Annotated in this window: 17 protein-coding genes; 16 read left to right on the top strand and 1 reads right to left on the bottom strand. The window is 60.8% G+C overall.

Features of this window, described 5'->3' with window-relative positions:
- The first annotated feature begins 46 nt into the window (after positions 1–46).
- The 10 genes from ACUIAD_RS01145 to mtnN all read left to right on the top strand — a co-directional run bounded on the left by ACUIAD_RS01145 (position 47) and on the right by mtnN (position 11464).
- On the top strand, positions 47–928 hold the full coding sequence (locus ACUIAD_RS01145) for an aldo/keto reductase (RefSeq protein ID WP_445343401.1): 882 nt from the start codon (positions 47–49) through the stop codon (positions 926–928).
- Positions 925–1908 carry a polyphenol oxidase family protein gene (locus ACUIAD_RS01140; protein ID WP_445343400.1) on the top strand — a complete coding sequence of 328 codons (984 nt, stop codon included), beginning with the start codon at positions 925–927 and terminating at the stop codon, positions 1906–1908. Before ACUIAD_RS01145 ends, ACUIAD_RS01140 begins: the two co-directional genes overlap by 4 nt.
- Positions 1909–2028: 120 nt before the next feature.
- Positions 2029–2820: an IspD/TarI family cytidylyltransferase gene (locus tag ACUIAD_RS01135; protein ID WP_445343399.1), complete on the top strand. Its 792-nt coding sequence runs from the start codon at positions 2029–2031 to the stop codon at positions 2818–2820.
- 22 nt (positions 2821–2842) lie between these two features.
- Positions 2843–3571 carry a pyroglutamyl-peptidase I family protein gene (locus ACUIAD_RS01130; RefSeq protein ID WP_445343398.1) on the top strand — a complete coding sequence of 243 codons (729 nt, stop codon included), beginning with the start codon at positions 2843–2845 and terminating at the stop codon, positions 3569–3571.
- 144 nt (positions 3572–3715) lie between these two features.
- Positions 3716–5446 carry a cell division protein gene (locus tag ACUIAD_RS01125; protein WP_445343397.1) on the top strand — a complete coding sequence of 577 codons (1731 nt, stop codon included), beginning with the start codon at positions 3716–3718 and terminating at the stop codon, positions 5444–5446.
- Between the two features lie 311 nt (positions 5447–5757).
- The gene (locus ACUIAD_RS01120) at positions 5758–6654 is read left to right on the top strand and encodes a lysostaphin resistance A-like protein (protein ID WP_445343396.1); all 897 of its coding nucleotides are present in this window, start codon (positions 5758–5760) and stop codon (positions 6652–6654) included.
- Between the two features lie 114 nt (positions 6655–6768).
- Positions 6769–8133: a C1 family peptidase gene (locus tag ACUIAD_RS01115; RefSeq protein ID WP_445343395.1), complete on the top strand. Its 1365-nt coding sequence runs from the start codon at positions 6769–6771 to the stop codon at positions 8131–8133.
- 147 nt (positions 8134–8280) lie between these two features.
- Complete coding sequence (locus ACUIAD_RS01110; RefSeq protein ID WP_445343394.1) at positions 8281–9423, top strand: 3-deoxy-7-phosphoheptulonate synthase; 1143 nt, start codon at positions 8281–8283, stop codon at positions 9421–9423.
- Positions 9423–10664, top strand: coding sequence for a 3-deoxy-7-phosphoheptulonate synthase (locus ACUIAD_RS01105; RefSeq protein WP_445343393.1), 1242 nt, complete (start codon positions 9423–9425; stop codon positions 10662–10664). Before ACUIAD_RS01110 ends, ACUIAD_RS01105 begins: the two co-directional genes overlap by 1 nt.
- Positions 10665–10729: 65 nt before the next feature.
- Positions 10730–11464, top strand: a complete 735-nt coding sequence (gene mtnN, locus ACUIAD_RS01100; RefSeq protein ID WP_110452622.1) for a 5'-methylthioadenosine/S-adenosylhomocysteine nucleosidase — start codon at positions 10730–10732, stop codon at positions 11462–11464.
- Positions 11465–11842: 378 nt separating this feature from the next.
- Here mtnN and ACUIAD_RS01095 read toward each other — a convergent pair whose 3' ends face one another.
- Positions 11843–12103 (bottom strand): hypothetical protein, encoded by a 261-nt coding sequence (locus tag ACUIAD_RS01095; protein ID WP_445343392.1) that lies wholly within the window; start codon positions 12101–12103, stop codon positions 11843–11845.
- Between the two features lie 293 nt (positions 12104–12396).
- Between ACUIAD_RS01095 and ACUIAD_RS01090 the strand changes: the two genes are divergently transcribed.
- From ACUIAD_RS01090 to ACUIAD_RS01065, 6 genes are all read left to right on the top strand, one after another.
- Positions 12397–12666 (top strand): hypothetical protein, encoded by a 270-nt coding sequence (locus ACUIAD_RS01090; RefSeq protein WP_445343391.1) that lies wholly within the window; start codon positions 12397–12399, stop codon positions 12664–12666.
- Between the two features lie 115 nt (positions 12667–12781).
- Positions 12782–13036, top strand: a complete 255-nt coding sequence (locus ACUIAD_RS01085) for a hypothetical protein (RefSeq protein ID WP_445343390.1) — start codon at positions 12782–12784, stop codon at positions 13034–13036.
- Positions 13002–13238, top strand: coding sequence for a hypothetical protein (locus tag ACUIAD_RS01080; protein WP_445343389.1), 237 nt, complete (start codon positions 13002–13004; stop codon positions 13236–13238). Before ACUIAD_RS01085 ends, ACUIAD_RS01080 begins: the two co-directional genes overlap by 35 nt.
- 675 nt (positions 13239–13913) lie before the next feature.
- On the top strand, positions 13914–14435 hold the full coding sequence (rplJ, locus tag ACUIAD_RS01075) for a 50S ribosomal protein L10 (RefSeq protein WP_110452616.1): 522 nt from the start codon (positions 13914–13916) through the stop codon (positions 14433–14435).
- Between the two features lie 101 nt (positions 14436–14536).
- Positions 14537–14917, top strand: coding sequence for a 50S ribosomal protein L7/L12 (gene rplL / locus ACUIAD_RS01070; RefSeq protein WP_110452615.1), 381 nt, complete (start codon positions 14537–14539; stop codon positions 14915–14917).
- Positions 14918–15846: 929 nt separating this feature from the next.
- Positions 15847–17415, top strand: a complete 1569-nt coding sequence (locus tag ACUIAD_RS01065) for a variant leucine-rich repeat-containing protein (protein ID WP_445343388.1) — start codon at positions 15847–15849, stop codon at positions 17413–17415.
- Positions 17416–17417: the final 2 nt, after the last annotated feature.

The raw sequence follows: 17417 nt of genomic DNA, 5'->3' as shown, positions 1-17417 counted from the left end.
CGGCGGCATCGGAGCCAGCCTCAATCTACAAGACGGGAGTACGTGCATGACATCGTCGATGCGGGCCTTGGGGCCCTTTACTACGACAGCGGTCGGACTGGGCTGCATGGGATTGTCCATCGAGGGCAAGCCGGACCAGGCAACGGCCGTCGACGTCATCCATCAGGCTCTGGATGCCGGTTGTCGGCATCTGGATACTGCCTGGTCCTACTACGAATCAGGCGGCCCTGAGCAGACCAATGAACGACTGGTTCGCCAGGCTTTGGACTCCTGGCAGGGACCTCGTCAGGATGTGCTGGTGGCCACCAAGGTGGGACACTACCGTAACTTCACCGATGGTCGGCCCACCTGGGCTGTGGATGGTCGGCCGGAGAGCCTGATCCAGCACGCCAAGGAGTCTGCCCAGGCCCTAGGCGTGGACACCATCGACCTGCTCTACCTGCACCGGCCCGATCCGCAGGTGCCCTACCAGGAATCACTGGAGGCCATGGCCGAGCTGGCTAAACAGGGCGTGACTCGGACCCTGGGCGTCTCCAACGTAGACATTGAGCGGATGGACCTGGCCCATCAGATTCTGGGCGATGACCTCGTAGCCGTGCAGAACCAGTTCTCGCCTACTTTCACCAGCTCCTGCCAGGAGTTGGACCATGCTGCCGAACTGGGGCTGGCCTTCGTCTGCTGGAGCCCCCTGGGAGGCTTCCGAGCGCCCAAGGATGAAACCCGTTATGATGCCTTCCGGCAGGTGGCCCAGGAGCGCGGGGTTTCCCACCAGCGTGTGGTCCTGGCCTGGGAGCTGTCGCAGAACCGCAACGTCTTTGTGGTTCCCGGGGCTCACAGGGCGGCCACCATTCTGGACTCCCTGCAGGCGGTCGACATGGAGCTGAGCAACGCGGAGATGGACCGTCTGAACCGGGCGGCGACTGCATGAGTCTCGAGTCCCAGCCAGGAGAGCAGGATGCTCAGAGCGTTCAGAGCGGTGAATCCTGGGATCGGGAACGGACCTTGCTGGACAGCAGTCCCCTGGCGGCGCTGGACGATCAAGGCCGTCCGATACCCGTCACCATTCCCATAGCCTTGGCGCCAGGAGTCAAGGTGGTCTACACCACCAGGCTGGGCGGGGTCTCCTCGGGCGATTATGCTCAGCTGAATCTGGGCGGCAAGGGCGGCGATGACCCACAGGCAGTGGCTGCTAACCGTCAGGCCCTGGGTCGTCAGTTGGGCCGCGCCATAGTTCTGGTGGACCAGGTTCACTCGGCCCGAGTCTGGGATGCCGATCAGGCTCAGCCCCTTGGGCGCTGCGAGGCTGATGCACAGGTGACCACCCGTCGTGACCTGGCCCTGGGCATCTTCGCTGCCGATTGCCTCCCTGTGCTTTTGACCGACTCCAAGGCCGGCGTGATGGGGGCGGCCCACTGCGGCCGTCGTGGTTTGGTTGCCGGAGTCATTCCGGCCATAGTCCGGGCCATGGCCGGCAAGGGCGCTGACCCTTCCCGGATCGTGGCAACCCTGGGGCCTCGGATCTGCGCTGCCTGCTATCAGGTGGGCACGGACCTGGCTGATGACTTCGAGCAGCGTTTCCCCGGCGCATCCGGCCCCTGTCGATTCGGCGGAATCGCCATTGACATCGCTTCCGCAGCCAGGATGGAGCTGAAAGCGGCGGGAGTGACGCGGATCGTTGACTCCGCCCCCCGGGTTGGGGCTGCCACCAGCTATCTGCGTCAGGATCCGGACATGGGAGAATTGTGCGACCAGGATCGCGAAGGTCCCTCCCTGTCGAAGCGTCTTGAGGATCTGCGTCGACCGCTGTGCACCTTGGAGAACCCGCTCTGGTACTCCCACCGCCGGGCCTCGCTGGCCGGCAAGGCGGGGGAGGGCCGCATGTTGGCCCTTATTTTGGCCGATGCCTGAAGATGCAGGGTTGATTGATCCTGCCGCTGGCAACTTGGGCAGGTGTCTGGTGCAGATTTTCGGTGCAGATAGCGCCGGGTCTGCGCCACTTTTCTCTGCGGCGTGAGTACCGTTGAACCTATGAGTGAGAGCAGAGCGTCAGCAGCCCCGTCCGAGGCGGATCAGGACAACGAGGAGCCGGAGGAGCAGCGCAAGCCTGTTGTGGCGGTGATTCTGGCGGCCGGGCTGGGCGTTCGTTTCGACCAGAACAATCCCAAGCAGCTGGTGCAGGTAGGCGGCAAGCCCATCATTGCCTGGTCCATCGAGGCCTTCCAGGCTAATGCCCGCGTCACCGACATCCTGGTCGTGGTCAACGATCGGGTGCGAGATGCTGTCGAAACCATTGTGGGCGATGACACCTACGACAAGGTTCGCATGGTTATCAAGGGCGGCGTCGAGCGAATGGACAGCACCGAAGCGGCTCTGCAGGTCCTGGCCGAGGCGGAGATTCCGCAGGATGCCAAGTTGCTTATCCACGATGCGGTACGACCCTTCGTCGCCCAAGAGTCCATCGATGGCTGCATCGATGCCCTGGATACGTTCAATGCCGCGACCGTGGCCGTGGCCTCGACCGATACCATGCTGATGGCCGGCGACCTGGGCGAGCGCAAGGTGGTGCGTCAGGTGCCTGATCGTGACAATATGTTCCGGGCCCAGACCCCGCAGGCCTTCCGTTTTGGTACCCTCCGCAAGGCCTATGACCTGGCCGCTGCAGATCCCGACTTCCATCCCACCGATGACACCCGGGTGGTGGTGGACCGCCTGCCCGACGAGCCGGTGGCCATTGTGGCCGGCAGCGTGAACAACATGAAGATCACCCTGCCCTCGGACGTACCCATGGCTGAATTGATTGCAGGCTCCCTGGCCGGGTGAAGCCCTGTGTACCATGGGGCACATGGAGCAGATCAAGGTCATCGTCGCCGGATACGACCATTACGAGGGTGTTGATGTCAACCCCTCATATCAGGTCTCACGGGCTCTGGCCGATCATGGCATGGAGGGCATGCGGCCAGTCGGTCCCACCGAGGAGGATCCTCTGGAGGGCGTGGACTTGGCGATTTCCTCCGTCACCATGCCCGTCAGCTTCGCCAAGGCCTGGCCCATACTACACGAGGCCATAGAGCGGGTGCAGCCCGACATCATCATCGCCACAGGGCTCAAGCGTCGGGCTCGTGGAATCGCCATGGAGCGTTGCGCCGTCAACCTCAAGGAGGATGACGCTGACGATGCGGATGACCGTCAGAATTCCGGGAAGCAGGAGCCTCGGGGTATCGTCTGCGAGACCGGCCGCCAGCCTATCGACCCCCAGGGTCCAGCCGCCTACTGGACTCGCCTGCCCTTGAGAGCCATCCTGCATGACTTCGGCGCCTGCGGCATCCCCGCCACGCTGAGCTCGGACGCGGGCACCTATGTCTGTAACGCGCTCTTTTATAATCTGCTGGCATGGGCTGCTGGTCATACTGATGTCCTGGCGGGGTTCGTCAGCCTGCCCCTGGTCAACGAAGGCGGCGGCCAGGAGTGGGGTCTGCCTCTGAACCAGCAGATACAGGCTGTGCGCGAGGTGGCCAATGAGACCATCCGCTACTACCGGAGACCCTCCTCCAGCCCCATTCTTATTGCCTAAGACCGGTATGTAAGGTCAATGTGTCGGCGATACGTCCGACAGCGAGTTTCGACAGATCATAGGGTAGAGTTCAAGGTAAAACACCGGGCCGAAGACACCCTTGTCTCGGGCCGGCATGTCCTGGTGACGAAGAGGAGCATTTTCATGGCCGAAGATCAATTTCCCGTTGTCCTGCGAGGCTATGACAAGGAGCGGGTCGACCAGGCCCTGGCGGCCTCGCGGAGCAATCTGGCCCGGCTGCGTCAGCAGATCAAGACCGATGATGATCGCATCCTGAAGCTGGAGGCAGAGCTGCAGGAGGTCAAATCCCGCAAGGTTGAACAGCCTCGCAACTCCTTCGCTTCCCTGGGGGCCAATGCCCAGCAGCTGCTGGCTTCTGCCGAGCAGACCAGCACTGAGCTGCTCAACCGCGCCAAGCAGGATGCAGCATCCGCTAAGACCTCCGCCCAGGAGAAGGCGACTACCCTGGTCAACGAGGCTCGCCTTGAAGCCAAGCGCATCGTGGACGAAGCCAGCGCCAAGGCCAAGTCGATCGTTGAAGCCGCCAATGACGAAGCCAAGACCGTCACCACAACCGCCAAGCAGCAGAGCGAACAGAGCAAGACCGCAGCCGATAAGGTCGTGGCCGAACGCCGCCAGGCTTTGGATCTGGAGCTGCAGAACTCCCGCGAGGAGCATGAGAAGCGGCTGGCTACCAGCAAGGCCACCCAGGACAAGGAGCTGTCCGAACAGAAGGCCAAGGTCGCCAAGGAGATCGCTGACAAGCGCCGCAAGAACGACGAGGAGATCGCCAAGCTCAAGAAGGATGCCAACGATCAGATCCAGAAGGCCCTGGCGGAGGCCAACAAGAAGCTTGCCGATGTGCGTGAGCAGGTCTCCAAGAGCCTGAATGACGCCCGTCGTCAGGCCTCGGAGATCACCGACAAGGCTCAGTCGGAGGCTCAGCAGATTGTGGACGAGTCCAAGGTCACCAGTGCTCAGACCATGGCCAAGGTCAACGCCGAGGCTGAGCAGATCCGCTCCGACATCGCCGCCCAGCAGGAGGATGCCACCAAGAAGGTGAGCGAACTCCTCAAGAGCCTGGAGGAACGGCGAGTCAAGACCGAGAAGGAGACGCAGGAGCTGATCGAACAGGCCAAGGTCACCCGCAAGGATGCTGATTCGTTCGCATCCTTCAAGCGGGAGGAGTCCGAGCGCAAGGCCAGCCAGCTGCTGGAGGAGGCCAAGCAGCGCGCTCAGGCCGAAGTCGACGCCCATCGCAAGGCTGCCCAGGCTGAGCTGGACGGGCTTAAAGACAATATCGCCATGCTGCAGCACCGCGAAGCCACCATCACCGCTCGGGTCGACGAGCTGAGGAACATCTTCTCCAAGTCCTTTGGCAACTTCGACGGCTTCCACGAAGAGGCTGTGGTCAAGGACCAGGACGAGGGGCAAGCGCCTAGCATGCCCGTGGTCAACGCCGTGCCTGCTGCAGTTCCGCTTCCGGCTCCTGCTTCTTCGGCTTCGGTGGCTTCTTCGAAGGCTGAAAGTGAGGATCAGACCGCCGACCAGTCAGTTGCAGACGCGCAGAAAGAAGACCCCCAGTCATCGGTCGATTCCGTGGCGGCGAACCAGCCTGCTGATGACGTAGCGAGTGATTCCGACGGCGATTCAGCGAATGAGGCCAGTACGGCTGCGACCGCCCGACCTTCGGCCAATATGCCGACGCAGGTCCTGCCCTCTCCGGCGCCGAGCATATTGCCCAAAGCACCCGCCAAGACTGATGATGCGCCGGCTCAGGCTAAAGACGGACGGGTGGAGAAGTCGGTCGCGGACCAGGAGACCACGATCATTCCGCGCATCAAGAGTAACGCTACCCCGACAGATGGGGACTGATCAGCAGACGTCATTATTCTTCAAGGCCGGGTCGCAGGCATGATCTGCGACCCGGCCTTTATCCTGCCTGAAAGCTGCCTGGCCGCAGGCCGAAACAGGCACGGGTGTCAATCTCGATCCAAGCCCTTGCTGTGGCCTAGAGTCGGTGGCAAAGGGGTGCAGGCCAAAGGTCACAGGGTTGGGGGGACATCATGCAGCAGCCGAATCAGTCATCATCAGATTCACCTGCCACGGAGTCGATCGAGACGGGCGCTGACAGGCAAGGAGGACCGAGCACAGCCCCGTGGTCCCCATCCTCATGGGGCGCCCAGGTGCGTCGCGGGGTGGACCTGCAATCCCTCTACGCCATAGTGTATTTGGTGGTCGCCAACCTGATTGCCGGGGTTCTGAATCTGCCCTCAGTGGCTGCAGCCCTGGGCATCGCCCGCCAGCCGGGGCTGGGCGATCTGCTGGGCGATCTGGTCATGTTGGTCTTTCTTTTCGGCACCTGTGGCCAGGATCTGCTTGGCCGCGGCTCCCACCCTGTCCAGTACAAGGCTCAGACCAATCCAGGACCGGCCGTGCTGATCGGGGCCATCCTGCTGATCATGCTGGCCAGCAGCATCGAGATCGGCTTTACCTGGGTGGTCAACCAGGGATCCCAGGCTCTGGGGCTGGTCTACCATTCCACCACTTCCCAGATAGCGGCGGGCCAGCATGGGTTCCTGTCGCCCCTTGATACGGCTGTTCTGGTGCCCATCGTCGAAGAGCTCCTGCTGCGCGGCGTGGTCATGGGCCGACTGCGGCCCTACGGACGGACCTTCGCCATCGTCACCTCCTCCTTTATCTTCGCCTGTCTGCACGGAGACATCACCCAGAGTCTGTTCACCTTCCTGTTGGGTCTGGTTCTGGGCGTCGTCGCCATGGAATACTCCATCCTCTGGTCCATGGCTCTGCATATCTTCAACAACCTGGTTCTGGCTGATGCCATGATGTGGCTGACCCAGACGGTGCCTGCCCGCACCGCCATGATGATCAACCAGGGAATGACCCTTCTGGGCCTGGTTGGAGGACTGGCGGTCCTCTGGCTGATTCGGGGACGCCTGGCAGACCATCTGCGCGCCAATCGTTCACGCTCCGGCACCTATCGGGGTTGGATCTCCCTAGGGTTGGCCGTCCTGGTCGTTCTGGCCGCGATCAATGCGGCCCAGCGCTTTTCCTTGGCTTGACATAGGTACAGCTGTCCACATCCTCCACTAGGCGAATCCCCGATGACCGATTCCCGCTATGCTGGATGCAGGGATGCAGATACATCCGCATGAAAGGAAACAAGGACAGACCGTATGACATCAGTACTGACACCACTGGATCAGACCCGTTTGGAGGGCCTGCGCTCCGCTTTCGATGGTCGAGAGGCCAATCACGTCGCCATGAACGCCGTCACTCAGGTAGGCATCGACGAAGTGGCTCACAACTATAATCGCTCCCGCCTGCTCCAGCACCGATTTTCGGTCAGCATCGATAACGGCACGGTCACATCGCAGGCTCATTCCGGTCGCTGCTGGCTCTTCAGCTCGCTGAACGTGGCCCGGTTCGTGGCTCGCAAGGCTCTGAACATTGATGGCGAAAGCACTGCCAATCCTATGGGCGACTTCGAGCTGTCCCAGAACTACGCCATGTACTATGACAAGCTTGAGCGCGTCAACTACTTCCTGCGCGACGTGGCTGCCCTGGTGCGTGCCGGCGAGCCAGTCGACTCCCAGCTCATGCGCTTCCTGATGAGCGATGTCATGGGCGATGGCGGCCAGTGGATCATGGCCATGAACATCTACAAGAAGTACGGTGCGGTGCCCAAGCAGTTCTATCCCGAGACCGCCTCCTCCCAGAACACCAGCCAGATGAACGATCAGCTGCGTCGTCTCCTGCATCAGGCTACGGCTCACATGGTGGCCAACCCGGACGGCATCGACGAGATCATTGATCGGACCCTGGAGGCTGGTCACCGTATGCTGACTATTCATCTGGGCACCCCGCCCACCAGTTTCGACTGGGAGTGGACCGACAAGGACGGCGTCTTCCACCGGGATGGGCGGATCACTCCGCAGGAGTTCTGGAAGCGCTACGTGGATGCCGGACTTGAGGACTATGTCTGCCTGGTTGATGATCCGCGTCCTGAGCATCCCAAGGGTCGCAAGATCGGCATCGAGCACCTGGGCAACGTGGCTGGCGGCGATCCCACCGAATATCTGAACGTTCCTGTGGAGGTCATGAAGGACTGTGCCCGTCGTCTGATGAGCGAGCAGGGCCTGCCGGTCTGGTTCGGCGCCGATTGCCATCCCATGATGGACCGCAAGGCCGGTCAGTGGGCCACCGACCTGTTCGAGTATGGCCGGGTTTACGGTGTGGACTTTGACATGGACAAGGAGCAGCGGGTGCGCTTCGGCGATTCGGCCCAAAACCATGCCATGGCATTCGTGGGAGTGGATGTGGCCGACGACGGCCGTACCACCAACCGTTGGCGCGTTGAGAACTCCTGGGGGAGCGACATCGCCAACAAGGGCTACTTCACCATGAGCGACGACTGGTTCAGCCAGTATGTCTACGAGGTGGCCGTGCCCAAGTCCATGCTGTCTGACCAGTATCGTCAGGCCTTCGACCAAGAGGCCATCATGCTGCCTGCCTGGGATCCCATGGGTGCCTTGGCCTGAGCAACTGTAATCTATTTATCTATATAACTGTTCGTTCCCGTGGGTCTCTAAGGGTCGCGGGAACGGACCGTCTGCAGTGGCCCGGATGTGGGCGGTCATAAGGAATTCGGGCATGATCGTTGAAGTATGACAGAGAGGAGAGCGACCGTGGCATTCGTCAAGGGACCGGATATCATCCCGGAAGAGGAGCGGCAGTATTTTGCCGATACGGCCGTCTTTCCCGAAACGGTGGATGTCAACATCCGTCAGTTGGATCCCATCCCAGCGCCCAGGGTCTTTTTGCGTTCGCGCCCATTGGACCAAGAGCGAATGGGGCTTGTCCGTGATTCCCGCCAGGCCATCCGGGAAGTTCTGCATGGACGCGATGACCGGCTTCTGGTCATCACCGGGCCCTGCTCCATCCATGACCCGGAGGCTGCGCTGGAGTACGCTCGTCGTCTAGCGGCTGTCAATGAGCGGTTGAAGGATCGGCTGCTGATCGTCATGCGGGTCTACTTTGAGAAGCCCAGGACCACGGTCGGCTGGAAGGGGTTGATCAATGACCCCGACCTGGATGGATCATTCAACATTCGCAAGGGGATTCGCCTGGCCCGTCAAGTGCTCTGGCAGGTCCTGGGCCAGGGGATTCCGGCGGCCACGGAATGGCTGGATCCTATCACTCCCCAGTATCTTTCTGATGCGGTCAGCTGGGGGGCCATCGGCGCTCGGAACACGGAGAGTCAGGTTCACAGGGAGCTGGCCAGCGGCATGTCCATGCCCATGGGCTTCAAAAACTCGACCGAGGGCAGCGTAGAGGCTGCGGTCGATTCCTGCTTGGCTGCATCCTCTGAGCATCACTTCCTGTCCATCAACCTGGATGGTCATGTCATCGCTGCTGAGACTAGGGGCAACCCGGACTGCCACCTGATTCTGCGTGGTTCCAGTCACGGTCCCAACTACGATCCCGAATCCGTCCGGTCCGCCCTGGAGGCCATCCACCAGGCGCCGCTGGGCCCTGGCGCCTGTCGGGGTCTGATCGTTGATGCCGCCCACGGCAACTGCGGCAAGGACCCCGTACGTGAAGCCCAGGTGGTCGAGGAGTTGGCAGACCGTCTCGCCAACGGCGAGCAGGGCCTGTCGGGCATCATGATGGAGAGCTTTCTTGAGGGCGGCCACCAGAAACCGGCCCCACTGGATCAGCTGGTCTTCGGCAGATCCGTCACAGATGCCTGCATCTCCTGGGACAGGACCGAGGAACTGCTGCAGATCCTGGCCGATGCCGTCCAGGCTCGTCGGGAGGTCCGGTCCTGATGGGTGGACAAGGAGAAGGCATGAGTCGGATGAAGGATGAGCCACAGGAGCCTCTGCCCCGACCCAGCAAGGCCTACGAGGTTGAACTGGTGCACAAGGCGCTGGCGGCCGGAGTCAATCCCTTGCAGACTGGGAACTTGTCCAGGTGGGAGGACGAGGTAGGCATAGGCCGGATCGTCAATAGACGGGTCTTTGAGCTTGACCGCTTGCCTTCGCCCGCGCAGATGCTGACCCGATACCCTCTGAATGGATCGGCCAAGGATCTGGTCATTCGCTCCCGGCAGGAGATTGTGGGCTGTCTGCATGGCCGGGATGACCGGTTGCTAGTCATTGTGGGCCCCTGCTCCATTCATGACCCGGAGGCTGCACTGGACTATGCCCGTCGTCTAGCGGCTGTCAATGAGCGGTTGAAGGATCGGCTGCTGATCGTCATGCGGGTCTACTTTGAGAAGCCCAGGACCACGGTCGGCTGGAAGGGCCTGATCAATGATCCCGACCTGGACGGCAGCCATAATATCCAGAAGGGCCTGGTCCTGGCACGGCGCATCCTGCTGGGCGTATTGGAAACCGGACTTCCGGCGGCCACGGAATTTCTGGAGCCTACATCGCCCCAGTACATCTCCGACGCGGTCAGTTGGGGGGCCATCGGGGCCAGAAACACGGAGAGCCAAGTGCATCGGCAGCTGGCCAGCGGCATGTCCATGCCCATCGGCTTCAAGAACGCTACGGATGGCAGTGTGGATGTTTCCATTGATTCCTGCTACGCGGCATCTCAGCGCCACACCTTCTTCGGGATAGACCATGAGGGCCAGGCCGCAGCCGTAGCGACCATGGGCAATCCCGACTGCCATCTGGTTCTTCGCGGCTCCAAGTCCGGACCCAACTATGATCAGGATTCAGTGCGGGCGGCTCTGGCCGTGCTGCGCCAGCGTATGCCCATGGATAGCGCGGCTGCCCACGGACTGATCATCGATGCCTCGCATGGCAATTCAGGCAAGGACGAGAGGCGCCAGATCCAAGTCGTTCGCGAACTTGCCCAGCGAATAGGCGACGGCGAGGAGGGCGTCACCGGCCTGATGATGGAGAGCTTCATACGTGGAGGCAATCAAAAACCGGCTCCGCTGGATCAACTGGTCTATGGGTGTTCGATCACCGACCGCTGTATCTCCTGGCCGGACACTCAGGAGCTGCTGGAGGAGCTGGCAAGCGCAGTGGACCGTCGCCGAAGCTCGGCTCGTTGATGCGAGGTCTGCAGTAGGCTGGTCGGGCCGCAGTTGCGGATGAAATCATGGATAAGGAGTCATGCATGAGCGAAACGGATGATCCTCTTGATGCCGAAAATCGACGCCCCATTGCTGTCATCGGAGCTATGGAAGAAGAGGTGGCCCTGATCGGTCGAGGTCTGGATCAGGCGGATCAGGATCCCCATGCCGGCGATGCCGGGCTGAAGGTCATATGCGGCACCCTTGATGGAGCACACGGTCCTGTGCGGCTAGCTGCCACTGTAGGCGGCATGGGCACCGTCAACATTGCAGCCACCACGCAGTATCTGATTGATGCCTTCCACCCCAGGGCTGTCATCTTCTCCGGCATTGCAGGGAATCTGAATAAGGACCTGCACATCAACGATGTGGTTCTTGGAGGCACCCTGCGCTATCTGGACACCGACATGCGATTGGTGGCCCAGTCGGCTCCCGGCACTGAGGAATTCCACTCGGACCCCCGCCTTCTGGATCTTGCCGGCCGAACCTTGGACTCCATGGGGATCAAACATATCGTCGGCACTATTGCGACAGGCAACTACTTTGTGGACAGCCAGGAAAAGACCGCCCAGGTCAAGAAGCAGACCGGAGCAGATGCGGTCGAGATGGAGGGGGCGGCAGTCTGCCACGTGGCGGCGCGCAACAAGGTCCCGGCCCTGGTGATCCGCGCTCTGAGCGACAACGCCGATACCGACTACGAGGTCTTCCGAGAGTTCGACATCTCCGAATATGCCGATACCGCCGCCAGACTGGTGCTGGGTATCGTACGCGAACTTTAAGCGCTGACCGGCAAGGATTTCTTGTTTGAGCGCCTTTATGCCTGGAAGGCCGTTGACCGTGGGTTGGCGGCCTTCGCTTGCGCACTCATTGGCTAATGATTCATTGGCGGCCTGCTTATTGCGGCCACTTTGGCCTTGACCGGCTCTTGGATCAGCCAGATGTCAGTTGCACCATGCAGACTCTGAGCAGACGCTGCCTACTCGTCAGTCATATCGACAGCTGATCCCCTGTCAATGAGCGCGGGCTCTATGCAGACGTGCTCGATGCGCTAGTTCGGGTCTTGTACCCGCTGCACCTGCAGGCGCAGGGCGGCGATCGCCAGGGCCCGGGCCGAGGATTGCAGTGCAGTCGGGCGTCCGGTGCAGCCGCAATCGTGGTCATGAATAGATCGTTGGGGATGCGGCAGCCCTGTCTTTCCAGGGTCTGGACCAGGGCGATGGAAGGTAGTCAGGATGGACCAGGACAGGCGTGGTGTGCGTCTTCAGAACCGTCTGGACGATCTGTTCTGCATCCTCGGCGGCATATGGCTGCTTGCCCTTGAGCAGGAAGGTCTGTTCAGGTCTGCCTCCCTCGTTCATCATCAGATGCCAGCCTAGCTTGATATCGCCTGCGGTGGGGGGGGTGCTGCCCAGAGCCATTCCCACCCGATAATGGCCGTGCTGACGGGAAGCGTTGCAGTCCTCGACGAACCCCGATTTGGGTGGCCGACATGAACCGAGTCGAAGAATCCGGTCAGCCATTGGGGCTGATGACACTCCAGAATGGTACCTGGCAGTTGGTCCTCGGTCAGCCATTGCCAGGTTTCCGGCGCGACATTCGGTTCGATGTGGGGGCCATGATCAGTCCAAGCATCTGTGGATCGCCAGCCAGATCATCCAGGATATCTGCCTCGGGAAGGGTTTCATAAGAGGTTTCCTGAGCAATGATCTTCATGCCGAATTTTTCGGCCGCCATACGTCTGATGGCATCGGTCGCTGAGGGTCAGATGAAGCTGGGTTCAGGCAGGGATCCCGATCCGGCTTCTACGAACGACACCTGCTTTATCCTGGCTGGAGGATTGATCCATGGCAAGGCTTGGCAAGCCGGCGCTGGTTTTGCCCTTGGCGCTTCCGCTGCAGCTGGTTCTTGCTTGTTCACCGTGTCGACCGGCTTGGTCGCTTGGAACCATCATGGGCAGGTAAGCCAGCAAGGGTTTACCTAGGGACTGTGATGAATCCGGAAGGCGAGAAGGGTCGCCTTGTCCGGCCTCTTCAGGCAGCGATGGATTCGACAGCAAGACCACAACGATTATCACCTTTGCAGGATGGTCTTTGGATATGACCCCTGAGTTCAAGACTCCCAGCCAGATGGACGGCGACCTGGTCGACTGGCCGCCCGTTGAACGCGATGGATATGTCTTCGGTCGTGTCGGCACGGTCATCAGCGCACTGGTCAGTGCTGCCTATAAAGCCATGGCTCGTCTCCTATGGGCGTTTGGCCGTCACAGCCGATCCGCCCATCTGGCAGAGGCGTCCCGGAAAATGCAGCTTGCCTTGGATGAGCGGCTCTACGATCCAGTGGTCGGCGCCTAACGGGATGGCCTGCAGCGCCTATACGGCCGCTGTGCTTCTGGGTGGGCTTTATCGATCAGGCCGAGGGACTGGTGTTCCGGCTCTGTTCTCGGCAGGGGAGGGCTGGGGCACCTTGAAGTACATGCTGGACCAGGGCGCTGGAGACACCATGAAGGCCTGGGACCCATCGACCAAATCCAACACCGCTTATTCGCACCCCTAGCAGCCTCGCCTGTCTGGCTGATTCCCAGCGGGCTGATGGGGCTGCGGCCATTGAAGCCCGGATATCGTCGTTGCGGCCTCTCAGCCTGGAGGTCTGGCCCAGGCCGAGTCGACCATGCCCGTGTCCACTGGAGACATCCACCTGTCCTACAGTTTCAAGGCAAGCGCGGATGCCAGGCCCGGGTACGCTCTTCTGCCGGGCATCGATCTGGAATTGGTGGGTGCTCCAGGGCTGACGGGGTCATCTGGTCATCCCTCCTGTGCTCGGCGTCAGATTAGGGGCCGGGTCGAAGCCTTGCTGGACGGGTCGCCAATCATGCTGAAGGCCTTGGACGCCGAGAGTCGGGTAGCCGGCATTCGTTGCAGAGCAGGATCCCCGGTTATGGATGCGCTGCTCTGCGGCCATCACCATCTAATGGTGCCGTACTCACAGACTTATAGATTTGTAGACTTGACGGTCCTTATGGATCTGTGTACTATAAGCGTTTGCATACCAAAGACCGTTGGTCGGGACCCTTGGGTCTCCTAAGTTCGGTTGATCGAGCCAGCACAGGTTGAGTTTTAAGCCGGTCCTTATGACCTATTTTTGCTCTGCCTGTTGTCGGCAGGGCTTTCTTTTTGCCTGCCATGCTCGGTCGTCCGGCTCCCTCCATAGGTCTGTCTAGGAAGGAACGCCATGAAAAGGCCCGAAAAGGAAGAGGCTGTCGCCAGGCTGACGGACAAGTTCCGTGACGCCGACGCCATCATCCTCACCGAGTACCGCGGGCTCAGTGTTCCGCAGGTCGCCGATCTGCGAAACAAGCTAGGCCGCGATACTTCCTACAACGTGGCGAAGAACACGCTTGCCCGGATTGCGGCCAAAGAGGCCGGAGTCGAGGGTCTCGATGAGATGCTTGCCGGTCCCTGCGCCATCACCTTCGTCAAGGGTGATTACGTCAATGCCGCCAAGACGCTGCGTGATTTCGCCAAGGACAATCCGGCACTGATCGTCAAAGGCGGCTTCATCGATGGAGCCGTTGCCGACGCAGATGCCATGGAGAAGATCGCGGATCTGGAATCCCGCGATGTTCTGCTCTCCCGGATGGCCGGCGCGCTCAAGGGCACCATGTCCAAGGCCGCCAACCTGTTCGTCGCTGTGCCTACCAAGGCTGTGCGCACGTTCGACGCCCTGCGCGAGAAGCAGGAAAAGGCCGCCTGATTCCAAGGTTTCGCCCCTGGATTCATACGGCAAATACAAGAAGATGTTCGGTGACCGGCCTACCAGTCAATGCCGGTTGCCACAAATGAAAGGAAGCCATTATGGCCAAGCTCTCCGCTGACGAGCTCATCGACGCGTTCAAGGAAATGACTCTGGTCGAGCTGTCCGACTTTGTCAAGAAGTTCGAGGACGAGTTCGACGTCGAGGCCTCCGCCCCCGTGGCCGTGGCCGCTGCCGCCCCCGGTGCTGCTGCTCCGGCTGAGGAGGAGAAGACCGAGTTCGATGTCGTCCTCTCCGCCGTCGGCGACAAGAAGATCCAGGTCATCAAGGCCGTCAAGGCCATCACCAACCTCGGTCTGGCCGATGCCAAGGCTCTGGTTGACGGTGCCCCCAAGGCCGTCCTGGAAGGCGCCAAGAAGGAAGACGCCGACAAGGCCAAGGCCCAGCTGGAAGAGGCCGGCGCCACTGTCGAGCTCAAGTAGTCATCGGCTCTTCTGAGCCTTTGCATCCGGGAAAGCCCTGCACTGTCACTGACGGTGCGGGGCTTTCCATAATCCTGTGTGGACGTGCGCGCAGGAATGGTTGTGCTGCCCAGCGCAGAGCTGATCCACACAGGTGTGCATGGGCGGGTCTGCCCCAGTTGCAGCGATCGTGGTTTCGGCCGCTCAGGAGCATAGAAGCAACTATCCAATTGCGATGATCGAAGTTGATCCAGACAGTGTGTTCATGTTTGGAACCGCTGCTAAGCTAAGCCCCTGCCCTATCGACCGTGACGCCGATGCCCAGGTATGACAGCGATAGGGCGATCATGACCATAACTTTTACTCAGGATCGTGGCCTCCGGAAGATCTGACCGATCGACGCCGGCCCCTGCAAGCCCCTCCAATGGGGAGAAGCCCATGAGCGCCGAGCCCATCGTCATTGATCCCTGCCAGCGTCATCAGCACTGAATCAGGGCCGTGGCCGCCATCAGCGATGTCGCGGCCTCGCTGATCTGGGGGCGGTCAGACCGTACAGCAAAGACACGCCCTTCTGGACGACATGTTCAACCCTGACAAAGGGTGGCCATCTGCGCTTCAACGAGTGGACCGGCAACGGCTATGATCCACTTGAGGAGCCATAGAGGGGGTCCATGCTCGTTATTTCGCCCGCTATATCAAAGAGATGGAAGCCATAGGCATCCCTATCCGGGCTGTTACGGTGCAGAACGAACCCTCCAACGCCCCTCCTGGCCGGCCATGACCTGGACTCTGGCCCAGCGGGGAGAATTCGCTGCGCTGTGATGTCTGCAAGCCTCTCATGTGTCCGTTATCAGTCAATTCGGCACGCAATCAACTCTATCTCTGGGTTTCATGACAGAATAGGCGATAGTACCGAGTGAAGTCGGCTGCAGATTTGGGAGGTCGAAAACGTGAGTGACGATCGGCGACCGGGGCAGGTGTGGATAATCAAGTTACATGGGGCGGAAGAAACCAGGCTCAAGCCCGGCGAGACCGTCGAGATTGGCCGTAAGCCTCTGCGTCCGCTGGCTGATGACGGTCGGCGTCGTCTGGAGGTGTCCGATAGCACCAAATCCATGTCCAAACGGCATGCCGTTTTCGCCATAGATCAGGACGGTCTGGCTACCTTGCGCGACATGGGTTCCACCAACGGCTCCTATCTGGTCCAGCCCGATGGATCCTTGGTCAGGCTGCCTGTGGATGCCGCCTTCCCCTTGTCCGGCAGCTCGGCTCGATTCCAGTTCGGCGATGTTCCTGTCGATTTCGTGCGAATCAGCAATCCCGAAGAGGATCAGACCAATTCCTCGTTCCATGTGTCTGACCTCTTTTCATACTCCGCACAGCCCCGTGGCATGGTGGAGCCTGATGCCGCTGACATGTCCGTCGACGATATTCTGGATATGCGCGCCGGTGAGCCTACTGGCATCTTCAAGGCTGATGGGGTCCGCAACCGGGTCGCTGCTTTGCACGACATGGCCTTGGGGGCCGCCAAGGCAAACGATTCGTCCCAGGAGGCCAGCAGAATTTCGCAAGATCATTCAGAGCCTGCGCACGTCGCTCGCAGTTTGGAGGATAATTCGTCGTCGCCTTTGACTGATAAATCAGCACCCGCAGATTCGCAAGGCTCACAAGCGCAGCATCCCGATTCAGCCCAGCAGGGTCAGAGCGCCGAAAGACCTGTTGATACCGGCGTGGCAGACGCTCAGGCATCAGGCCATCACGGTGCTCATGCCGCTCAGCCGGATGGCAGGGAATTCGAAGATCGTGGGGTTGACCGGCCTGGAAAGTACTCCCAGGCCCAGGGCTCTCGTGCCGAAGTCGGCCGATCTCTGCCATCGCAGGAGCACGAATCCAAGCAGGATCTGCCGCTGGTCGGTACGCAAGAGGAGAACAGCCAGCCGGCCGACCGCAACCTTTTCGCTGATGCTCGTCATTCCCGTTCAGCTGAGCCCACCACTGAACAAGGCGGCGATGACAACACTGATCGCGATGGTCGCTCGGCTTCAGGCCGTAAGGGCTATGCAGCCGGCCAGTCCAGACAAGGCCGATGGGGTGAAACTGACTCGGTCCAGGGGTTCACTCCGCTAGGGGCTGTGGAGCTGGCCCGCCTGTCCAAGAAGGCATCGGAGCAGGCCCGGCGTCCTGAGCCAGCGGATAAGCCGGATGAAGACGCCCAGCGTTATCAGCCGGCCTTTGAGCCCGGATCCGTCTTCGAGCGGATCTCCAAGGGTGACTATGACCATGACCGGGAAACCATCGAAGTAGACGGGATGAGCTCCGATGATGCCAAGCGCACAGGGGACTTCGCTCTGCAGTTCGCCATGGCCAAGCATCGGCAGCTGCTGCCTTTCCTGGCTATGAACCCGTCTCTTTATGATGATCTTTACGCTTGGCTGGAGGCTCAGGGCGATCGCGACATCGACGCGGCCCTGCGCAACAATGACGGGTACCACAAATATCTGAACACGGTGCGGGAGTGAGT

Source organism: Bifidobacterium sp. ESL0819, assembly GCF_052606245.1.
Note: the sequence above shows the minus strand (reverse complement) of the source record. Positions and strands in the feature narration are given on the sequence as shown.